The sequence below is a fragment of the Bartonella sp. CR127HXZ genome (assembly GCF_042194555.1).
Taxonomy (GTDB): Bacteria; Pseudomonadota; Alphaproteobacteria; order Rhizobiales; family Rhizobiaceae; genus Bartonella; species Bartonella grahamii.
This window is the reverse complement of the sequence record NZ_JBHIMZ010000023.1, coordinates 1-11,094: the sequence shown is the minus strand read 5'-3', so window position 1 is coordinate 11,094 and position 11,094 is coordinate 1. Positions and strand designations below refer to the sequence as shown.

The following is an 11,094-nucleotide window of genomic DNA, read 5'->3' as shown; positions in this document are numbered from 1 at the left end:
CATCTGAACATGACACTGCGCTCATGATAAAACGTGAAAATATAAAAATGTACCTAATGGGAAATGTTATAGAATAAGGCGTTCAAACAAAGCATATCATAAATCGGAGCCCTTCTCTTTATGCGATAAGGAGAGTGCGAGGCAAAACAGTAAAAATGCAGCGATAGAGAATATAAAGAATATGAGATATGTTTGATTGAGGGAAAGATATTCCTCTGTCAGCGAATGGATCAAAAAGCCAGCGAATACACCCCCCAAAGCTCCGCCTATTTGCTGTAATATGCGTGTGATAACTGCTGTATCTTTGACGTATAAACTGTTGACATATTGGATAGGGGCGGAAAGGCAGACAATGGTGGTGATGCCAAGCCCTATGCCTCTTAGCAAGAATCCAAGCCCATCCATGCTTATATTATAGCCGAAGCATAATAATCCAAAGCTTGATATCACCAAACCAATTCCTATCATGAAAAAGGGAGATTTTTCTTTCCATTTTTGGTAAATAAATTTCCTTCCGATCCATGCACCCACTCCTTGCAAAGCAAGGACTGCGCCGATGATGAGAAGGCTATTTTCATGGGCTTGTTCCATGGCAACGGCTAGTGGGAAATAAACGAGGAAGCTATAAAAAAGAAATGAAGCAACAAGCCCCATGATCATGAGTAATGTATAGCGCACATTTTGAAATCCGCTAAAGACGATTAATTTGTTTTTTGCTTTCTGATTAGAAACAATGAACAATATGAGAGATATCACCGCTATAAGTGCTAGGATATATACGGAGGTGTTGTTCTTTATATTTCTGGCTTCTGTGAGATAAAAAAATGAAATAAGCGATATGAAAAACGCTAAAAATGCAAATAAGTTAAATTTTGTTTTTGTTGTTTCGTTGCTCTTTAAGTGTTTCGCTCCAATGGTGAGCGCCAATAAAATGAGCGGAATATTGATAAAAAATAACAAACGCCAAGAGACATACTGAGCAAGTGAGGCACCCACCAGCGGACCAAAGGCAGGAGCGAAAACTGTTGGTACGGCTATGGTGCCCATGGCTTGGCGCACTCGTGTCTGTCCAAATTGTAAGGCAATGATGGTTTGGCTAAGGGGCAGCAAAAGACCGGTCCCGAAACCTTGAACGATACGGGCAGATATAATGGTTGGAAAATTATAGCTTAATCCTACCCCCAGTGATCCAAGCATAAAAATGAAGCTTGCAAGAAACCAAGTTCTTTTGATACCTATTCTTCCTTGCACAAAAGCTGCTATCAACAATCCTGGCACGGTGGCAAGAAAATAGGATGTTACAACCCATTGTATATTATTTTCCTCTACTGAAAGATAAAAAGCAAGGTCTGGAAGGATGACATTAACAATGCTTCCGTCCAGCAAGGGGAGTATGCTGGAAATAATTACGGTATATATGACATACCTTTCTGATTTGGTATAGGAATCCACCTTTTGCATAATTTTGCTCCCTACAGATACTCTTTAAAATATTGGTTCTACCCCATAAATCACAGACTTTGAGAATGAACACCCGTTTGTGATGGCTTTAATATGGGGATGAATGTGATTGGAAGTGCTGATGGTCCCCAAATGCTTCTCTTGTGTACAACCCCTCTTCCTCCAAAATGAAGCTATCAGTTAAGCTGATCTCAATGAGTTTATCGAGGAGTCTATTCGTCGTCAACTCACTTTGCATGTTTGAAAATTTGAGAGAATCCTCTGCATGATCAGAAAGGAATAAATGCATTGCGTATTTATTTTTGTATTCGTTCCATTGTTTTTCCATGATAATGTTTTAAGCCTTTAAAGTCTGGACAATTCTGATGCTTGTGGAAGAGCTTTTGGGGGCAAAGTTATGAGAACGTCAATGTTATGATGATTATGGCTGTTTATTCTTGCTATGGATGGCGCTGATGATCTTTTTTCGTAAAAGATACATTATGATAAGCAAAAAGAAAGAGAGAGTTTTGCTTCATATAAGTGGAGAGGGGGGTATTTTTAGGTTTGTCCGAAATTGTCATCTCGATATCGTTGAGTGATGTGCAATCAATCATGGCATGATGGGGGGTGAAGAGGATAATATGCTTTTTCATCAACTTACCTTTTTGCTGAATTTTTGAGTGTGAGGAGAGAGAGGAGGGCGGTACTGAGAGAGGCAATACTCAAGATCTGCCAAACCGATAATCCAAAAAATTCTTGGTTGTAGAAGAGGGAGCCAAGATAACTTCCTGCCATGCCTCCGAAAGCACTGGACAAGCTCATGATTCCAAATGTGCTAGCGATTAAGCGTTCATCTATATTTGTGGCCTCATAATCGAGGCGTATGTAGATCACGATTTCAGCAAAGGAAAAGAGGATGATCGCGAAGAAGAGGTAAAAATAAGAATGCTCAAGAGCGTGGAGGAGGAGGAATGAGATTCCAAACAAAACAAAGGATAATACTTTGGGCGTTTTGGAGTTTTCTTTACATGCCCATTTGGAAACAGACATTTGGAAAAAGATCACGATGAGAGCATTCAAGACAAAAATAAAAGAAGTAGCACTTCCTTCAAAAACCTGATTACTGAATACAGGTATGGTGCTTTCGAGTTGGATATAAAAAAAGGTAAACAAGAATATAAAAAGCGAAACGCCAAGCATGGTCTTGTTGGTGAGCAACTTTCTAAAATCAGAAAAATTTATTTTGTCCAATTTGTTAGTATTAGAGCTTTCTTTTAAGGTGCAGTTCAGAAGAAATAATAAAAAAAAGATCAATCCAACGAAACTAAATAATAAGGAGGGGAGCATTTTAAAAATCAACATTCCAAGCAAGGGACCGATAGAGACCCCTATATTAACAAAGACTGATCTTGTTGCTAAGGCATCCACTTTTTCAGTTCTCGAAACATTTCTTACTAAAAAAGATTTCGCAGCAGGAGTGTATAGACTGCTTCCTAAACCAATGAAGGCGCAAGAGAGGAGGAGGATATAAAAATTATGCGTAAAACCAATGATGAGATAGCCAGGGATTCGTGTTGCTAGACCTAAAAGCATTGTTTTTTTTACATGGACATAATCGGAGAGCAACCCTCCTAAGAGAGAGCCTGCCTTTTTGCACAAAAAAGCTACTCCGATGATGATTCCAACTTCTGTTGTACTGAGAGAGTTAAGTTTATTTAAGTAAATCGCCAAAAAAGGGACAACCATAAATATCCCAATATTGCTCAGTAAAGTTGTTATGAGGATGAGTTTTATGCTTGCCTTGAAAGTGAAGAATTTACGCACCATTTTATTTTGCCACCACAAGATTTACTTTTTTTGCTTAAGAAAGTGCATTTAACAGAGCCGTTTCTGAACTTGTTCCTGAGGTCAATAAAATGTCAGCGCACGCAGATTGCTCTCTCAAATTCAGAGTTTTTCCCTGTAAGGGAATGGGTAGAGAATAGCTTGTTTGCTCCTTGCATGTTGCAAGCGCATTTGCTGAAATTTACCTGTTGTTTTGCATAGACAAGTGCTTGACCGATAAAGGTTTGGGGATCAGTTCTTTTTGAAATAATTTAGGTTCTCTTCCTAGTGCACATTCTAAAAATCCTTTGTAGATATTGGTGTTAAAAGTTTGGCAGAGTGCTTCACCAATTTGCACGCCTCTTAAGCGTGGATTTATTCAACAACTTTAAAGAAGTTCCCTTCAGTGATGATAAATTCCGTATGTGCAAAGCCCCCATGATAGGAAACAGCTGCTAGGATATTTTTAATCCCTTCTTCTATTCCCTGTAATTGTGCAATGTTCTTGTCTAAGGGAAAGTTGTTGCAAGTCTCTTAAAGTCAGGCATGTCTGACATGACCCTGCTTGAGAGGGCGAGAAGCTTTGTTTTCCCTCGATAGCTAATGGTTTTAGCACTGTAGAGTGTGCCTGTAAAGAAGGTCTCAATGAGATTTTTTTTGAGGGAAGTATGGTTTTTTATAAATTCCATGATTGCGGTAAATTCCGTTTTATTTTCTGCAAACTATACGTTTTTTGAGTTTGTTCCCTGTGGGTCTTTCAGAATGACAGGATAGGAGAGCTTGTGTGTGGCTTGGAAAGCCTCACTTTCAATAACAGTTATTTGTCCTTTTGTGAGACCTTTTTCACAGAGGATTTTTCTTAAACAAGCTTTGTCTCTACAGATATTTATCGCATAGGCATTTTGGGTTTTATATCCCAACTGGGCGGAGATTTCGTTGACACTTGTCGCCCACGTGTCTGTAAGATTGAGAATGCCACTAAAGTTTTTTAAATTTTGGCAATAGGTTATCATTTCCGCATGATGAAATGTATCGCGTTCAATAACACTGAGATGCACGCTTTTAATATAATCCAGTTCATAAAAATAGAGATCTTTATTATGGGTGAGGAGGTGTAAGTGAAGTGCGAGCGTTTCTGCTGCCTCTATAAGTCTAGCCAAGTCAAAGGTTGAGGCTTCCACCAGTACAAAATGCATCTCTATCTTCTCTTCATGGGAATTATTTGGTGAAAAAAGCCGCAAAAATCGTTTGTTTATCCCCTTCAAAATGCGATTATGACAAGGACAACTGTGTTGATGGACGTTGAAAAAAATGAAAAAGCGCGTATGGGGGCAATAATAATCAAGCGCAAGAACGCTTGTGGGAAGTTGCAATCTTAGCTTATTTAATTTCCACTAAATCACTATCAGGCACTATAGGATATTGAGAAGTTTGAAAAAAGGATTTTATTTGGGGGGGGTATTTTTTCAGAGCTTGAGGAGCGAACAAATTGAGATTTCCGCATAAAGCAAATATGGAAAAATTGCGCTTTATTGATACCCTCTTTTATCAAATAAGAGGATGAGAGCGATGATAAAAGAGCGCTTCTTTTAAGGGTGTGCAGGTGAATTAATGAACAATAAAACTCTATCCACCCGTGTTCAAATTTTTTCACGATAATGCGTTGCATGGTCTTTTGCCGAAAGAGTACAATCTTGAAGATTCAAGACATTTGTTAAATCGTGAATAGAAGTTAAAGCGCCCATAATATTATAAAAGGTTGGTGTTCTTCCTTTCAGGTGTAAGGTATGTTCGTGGTGTTCCACAGTTATATGATTGATCCTATGCAATATGAACACTCTCACCTGTGATGCGCTCAAGTAATGAAGCATCATCAGGATAAAAAAGGATACTCTTCATTCATTGTTTTTAGGCATCATTTTCAGGATGTGTTTTCGCTTGAATGTGTCCTATAAAATGTAAACATTACTGTTTGTCTAAAAAACATTGGCAATCTTGTAACACTGGAATCCTATTGGACCAGTTTCTTGGGTGGTAAAGCTAAGAGGCTTAATATGCAATTCAGGGATTATGTCTTTTATTTTCAACACAGATTTAAGCTTGAAAGGCTTCTCCAAGAGAAAATAGGTTTTTTGAGAGATTTAATTTTTTTCTCAAGATATGGTAATAAGTTTATCCGCAAAACTTGGTAGGCATATGATGGTATCAATAGAAAATTCTTCGATAGCTGAATTCAAAGTCTCAAGATCAACCATAGAGGCGAATGGATAATATGTTATTTTAAAAAGGTGACAAACTTCATGGGAAAACAAAAATCCGCTCCATAATCCTTTAAGCTGTGAGGCAATTGGCAATAGGGCTTACAGAACAATCTTTAAAGACCGTTTTGAGGTTCTTTGCCGCAGAGTGTGTTACAGCCCCATAATTGAGTGATTTATGGCGAAGTGTTTTGGGTGCTCTTGTTGTGCTACTGGTTTTCAAAAATGATATGTGACATGGAAGCTGCTTATTTTTTAGTTTGTATGAGGCACAGGCAAGAGGCAAAGGCGGAGGCACCAACAATCATGCAAAAGATGAAAGCGATATGACTGTTGAAATAGCTGATGATCCATCCACTTGTCCATGAGCCGGCGGCTTGGCCAATATTTGAAACAACAAGAATATAACTAAAAAGAACACTGGCAGAGAGGGATACGGTTGTTTTCCCTGCTTGATAATATATTTCTGGAACCATGACAGATTCATAGACACTGTAGGCAATTAATGCGGTTACAGCGGTAAAGACCCCACCCATGAGGAAAAATGAGGAGAAACTTCCCATAAAACAGAGCAGATAAAAAGTTGCTTTATCGGAAAGGGTGAGATGTTTATTGATTACTCCCTGCCAGATACAAATGCTGATGCCAACAATTGAAAAGAAAATTCCACTATAAGGGGCGAGATTGCTGTCAAATTTATTGAGAAGTGTTGTGGTGGTGATGAAAATTCCCATGAGAAATGTACAAAGCAAAGCCGTGACCAGCAAATAAGCAATAGAACGATTATGTATTATTGTTTTTAAAGAAAAAAGAAGAGTTTTTTTTGTTTTTTTATCCTTTTCAAGAGATAATGTTTTATGCGGGTAATGATAAACAATTTTGAGAGATAGAACACAAAGATACAAACCAAGGAGTGCAAAAAAAGCCATTAAAAAAGTTGATGCGTTATATTTTATGGCAATCATTGCAACAAGAGGGGCAATAACGACCGCAGCGTTTTGAAAAAACGAATAGAGAGTTAATGCGCGCTTAAGAGCACTTCCCTTGAGATGTTCTGATAAAATTTCTCTCAAAAATGGCTTTGAAATTGCTTTCGAAAAAGCCATTAAGGTAAAAAAGGTCAACCATGCAGAAGGCATGAGCGATAGGATAACGCATACAAAAGCGCTACTCCTTAAAATAAAGGCGGTAGCCATTAAGAGTTTACGAGAAAGTCTTTCTAATAAACTTGTTGTGGTTACCATGAGAATGCTTTCAAGGATTACCGACCCAGAGAGATAAAACGCAACATTGGCAGCAGTTATGAGAGAAGAGTTTCCAATCAGAGGGAGTACAAAGAAAAAGGAAAATTCAGAAAGAAAAACTGTGCTATAGATGAAAAAAGGAATTTTATTTTTGCCCATGGAATTTCCATAGAAGTGTCGTTAAATGATCAAATACATTTTGTTGTATCTGTTGAGGAAGTTTTGTCAGCCCTGTTTCCGCTGTGCACATTTCGTTGAAATAGTCTCTTTATCAATTCATCAGTCAGTCCACTGCAAGAATGTTATTTTTTGTTTGTCTACGATGTTTTTAGAAATATCGAGCATGATTTGGGTTGAGTAACAACACTGTTTCCTGATGTTTGCGCAATAATCGGTAAGATCATTGAGACCTTGATCCCATATCTTCTTCTGGTGATTTTGACTGTTTCTAATCCTATTTGATAACCAATTGGCACCCCGTATTCTTGCTTTTCCATTGTATCCTTTATAAAGGGGATGTACTAACCCCTCCATAGATTGTCAACATATGAATGAGATGAATGATTTTATAACCTTTTAATGAAATTATATTTTTTTAGTGGAAGGTTATTCATTCTCTTGAAATATAGAAGAAAAACGATAGAGTTCGCTAACATTTTTCAATTCTCTTTTAGCGCATGCGTTGATATTTGCCTCCATGGCGTTGTAAAAAACCCCTCTCAACAAGAGTGCGTCGTAATCGGGCAAAGTCTATCGTAAAGAGGTTGCATATCTTGGAAACTTCCGTTTCGCTATAGATTTTTTCCTTCTGAAAGGCTTGTGCAATTTTTGATAGCATCTCTTCTGTTTCTAAATGGCGGTCGCTTAAATTTTCCCTATTCCGCTCATGTTTATTTTCTAGCATTTTCCACAGTGTTTCTTCGGCTTGAAATCCTTCTGTTGTGTTGTGAATAAGTCCGAGGTTCAAAAGGCGATTGATGGATTTGTGAATGTTTTTCGCATCTGAATCGACATGTTTGAGGACTTCGGAAAGATTTTTCGCACCAAGGATAATGGCGGCATAAACAGCGCGCAGTGCAGGTGAGGTCATGGCAGAGATTAGTGAATTGCGGGTATCGCGTTTGCGAAGGGTCTCTTTTCCCATGGGCAAAATATCATTTCGAATGGGCAATTCATTGATTTCTATGAGTTCTGCTTGTAGCGATTGTGCGCGTACAATTTGTTCGGCAGGGGTGCGTTTACGGATGATACCAAGACCACTCTGCCGATATTTGTGGTTTTCAGGGAGTGTTAAAGCTTCATAGGAGCCATCAAGCCGATAGAGGATTTCTTCCCATATGGGAGTTCTGACACTTTGACCCCGTTGTGCCCCATTGAGAGCAATTGTTGTTGTCATTGTTGGTTCATGCAAACAAAGATAACCACCAGCGGTGATGTGTTCCCAAAGGGTTATAACAAATCGCACATCATCTGCTGGAGTTCCAGCATCGATCCAAGCAAAATCTATTGGTCCCCAAGATTTGAGGGTGCTTTCATCAAGAGAGAAGAAATTCTCATTGATAAATGTTACAGTGTCTTTTTTAATGCCATCTTTAAGAAGTTCTTGCCATACTTCTTCTGCTGATTGACCTTTGGCTGTAAAATCATCAATTGTAATCAGTTGTGGTTCGTAATTTTCAGGAATTCCTGAAGGATCAAGCAAAGCTGTGCGCTCTTCCCAAGTGGAGGATTCTAAAAGTTTTTTATCTTGTTGCCATGATAATTTCGCTTTTTGAAGTGCTTTTGCGATAAAGCGCGTACTATCACCAGCACCGATTTCAATGACTGTGCGCGGTCTTGCCATTTGAATAAGTGCATGGATAAGTTGAGCACTATTTTCTGTTCCCATGCCAGGTCTTATCAGCTGCATCTTTTTATCCTTATAATTTTATCAATCGCAGCATTCCTGCTTTTACAAAAAACTTTATTGAATCCTCTAGCGGATATTGAATACGTATTGGTGTGGTGGCTTGCTTCAAGAGATGTTTTGTTTTTTCATGAAGCCGGATTGTACGCTCATTGAGTTGATTAATGGCAAGAGTGCCAAGAGAAGAATCTATGATAATACATGTTGGCTCTCGTAAAAGAGCGGTTGCATCATTTTCTGAAAATGCTTTTTGATCTGTTTTGATGAGACCGTGTCGTAAAAGTGATATCAAAAGACTTCCAGAGGTAAGAAGAGTACCATTGAGTTGTATTTCTCTCAGTGATTGGACAAGGCAGCCTTCACGAAGTGCTTCAAATGTGGGAAAGTCGAATCCGCCAAATGCCGCTCCTTTTGTAGAAACAACGGTTGCAGGTTGTATTTGCCGTTTTCCAATTAAAGCTGGTTTATTTCTCGTTATCTGTACGTCCTTTACCCATTGAACGCGTGATAAAGGATTGAGTTCACGTGGATAGACAGCGAAAGAATTGATGGCTATGGGTGGTGTTGGTTTTTGCAATTCAAGTGTATGGGAGCTCTCATGACAATCATGTCGCATATAGTCTGCCAGTTGCCACACATAGCCGCCTGTTCCATTGTAAAAGTTTAAGCCTATAGGATCTTGTTGCATGATGTTATTGTTTTTTTGCTTTAAAATATCAAGTTTTGGGGAGGGTTGTTAGTTGCTCTACATTAAAGAGTGGTTTATCAAAGTCCTATTGGGTTGGTATGGGGTTGCATGAGAGATACAATGATTTGATCAGGTGGTGATTGTCATGCCATTTTTGGGGCATTGTTTGCTGGCTGGACAAACCGCCGAGTCCACTAACCATTCTCAAATTCTCTCTGTTCCTTTTTTTGTACGGCACTGTTCAAAATAAAACCTAATATGCCTGCGATCATTGTGGCGATGCCGATGACAAAGAGTGTGTATTGTGTGTGATGAACATGGACAAAACCGGCTCCTATAAAGCCAAGGCATACGGATGTTTGTATGATGAAGAGATAAGCGGGCATTTGACTGTTTCGCTGTTCTTTTTGAATGGCTTTCATCATAAAACTTGCCATTAGAGCATTTTGTACGCCGTTTGCACTCCCAAGGATGAAAAATGACAGCATCATCAGCCATATGAGTTGTGTGAGGGAAAAGCAGAAAATTGCAAATCCAATGATTGTAGCGGCAAGTGATGCACCAGCGGCATTGCCAAAGCGATGAAAAAGGCTGGAGAAACAGAGTGGACCAACCACGAGGCCAAGACTTACCATGCTTGTGATTATCCCATAGGTTTCAGCGCTTAAGTTGAGATCGGTACGAATGCGGACAATCGATAAGACGTTGAGAGCAGAGGTGAGGATGATGGTAATGATGAGGGGTGCAAGAGCATAGACAACATTTTTTTTACGCAAGAGGCCTCTTAAGTCTAGCCCTTTTTTGCTTTTTTGCGTTGTGTTTGTCGTTTGTGTATGAATTTTTAAACTTTTAAAACAGAAGAGAGTGATAAAGGTGGCAAAAAGAACCATGATTGACAGCGCAAACAATCCTTTTTGCCCGTTTGATATTCCATACAACACCCCCCCTAAGAGTGGTCCAGCAATGTAACCAAGATTACGAACTGTTTGGATAACGCGGTTTATACGGTCTAGTTGCTGATCATTGTTTGCAAATTCTGGGACGGAAACGAGGATAGCAGACCAAAAGATTGAACCAGCACAACCCAGTGCGAAAGAAAGTGCAATATAAATCCAAAATTGGTTGGCGATTGCAGCTGTGGCTATAAAGAGTGCTTCAAACAATAAAACAATGGGTACTGTTCGTGCTGGTTGGAAGCGATGCAAGAGGCGTGGTGCAATTGGTCCGGCAAAAATTGCCCCGATAAGCCCTGCAAAAAGGAGCATTGAAATAGAAGCTGTGCTTTCTGCTAAGTGGAGAGCAAATGTAACTTGCGCTGTTTCATCGGCAAAGCTGCTAAAGCCCAAAACAAGGAAAAGTCCTATTTGGACGAAAATCATGGATTTTTTCTTTGTCACAGTGCTCCTCCCCAAGATGCTAAAGGTACAATTTTCTTCTGCGTATTTATGGGATATCCCGCGCTTTGTCTAGTTTTTCTTGATAATCAGTTGAGAAAGGAAGTTTACAGAGCTCTCTTCAAAATAAGCACAATGCCTATTTGCAGCGATGAGCAACTCCTTATGTTTTTTGAAAGGGGAGTATTGAAGGATTATAGACTGGCGAAGTTATCTGATATGAGAGACAATGATACAAAAGAGCAATCAGGAAATTTTGCAAAAAAAGCTGCATCATGTGTGCAGCTTTTTATGTGTTTGCTTTAGAGGTAGAAGTTTTAAAGCATGAAAGTATCCT

7 protein-coding genes are annotated in these 11,094 nt (G+C 39.1%); all 7 read right to left on the bottom strand.

All coding sequences use genetic code 11. The annotated features are described in order from the left end of the window. Nucleotides 1-96: 96 nt before the first annotated feature. The gene (locus ACFIKY_RS08425) at nt 97-1,461 is read right to left on the bottom strand and encodes an MFS transporter (protein WP_375636696.1); all 1,365 of its coding nucleotides are present in this window, start codon (nt 1,459-1,461) and stop codon (nt 97-99) included. A gap of 639 nt (nt 1,462-2,100) precedes the next feature. Continuing rightward, on the bottom strand, nt 2,101-3,270 hold the full coding sequence (locus tag ACFIKY_RS08420; RefSeq protein WP_375636694.1) for an MFS transporter: 1,170 nt from the start codon (nt 3,268-3,270) through the stop codon (nt 2,101-2,103). 719 nt (nt 3,271-3,989) lie between these two features. Then, nucleotides 3,990-4,463, bottom strand: a complete 474-nt coding sequence (locus ACFIKY_RS08415) for a hypothetical protein (RefSeq protein ID WP_375636693.1) — start codon at nt 4,461-4,463, stop codon at nt 3,990-3,992. Between the two features lie 1,310 nt (nt 4,464-5,773). Beyond that, nucleotides 5,774-6,928 carry an MFS transporter gene (locus ACFIKY_RS08410; RefSeq protein WP_375661694.1) on the bottom strand — a complete coding sequence of 385 codons (1,155 nt, stop codon included), beginning with the start codon at nt 6,926-6,928 and terminating at the stop codon, nt 5,774-5,776. Nucleotides 6,929-7,439: 511 nt separating this feature from the next. Next, on the bottom strand, nt 7,440-8,678 hold the full coding sequence (locus ACFIKY_RS08405) for a DUF2087 domain-containing protein (protein ID WP_375661693.1): 1,239 nt from the start codon (nt 8,676-8,678) through the stop codon (nt 7,440-7,442). A gap of 10 nt (nt 8,679-8,688) precedes the next feature. Beyond that, nucleotides 8,689-9,363, bottom strand: a complete 675-nt coding sequence (locus ACFIKY_RS08400) for a hypothetical protein (RefSeq protein ID WP_375661692.1) — start codon at nt 9,361-9,363, stop codon at nt 8,689-8,691. A 194-nt stretch (nt 9,364-9,557) separates the two neighbouring features. Next, a complete protein-coding gene (locus ACFIKY_RS08395) occupies nt 9,558-10,760 on the bottom strand; it encodes an MFS transporter (protein WP_375636684.1) in 1,203 nt (400 codons plus the stop codon). Nucleotides 10,761-11,094 lie beyond the last annotated feature (334 nt).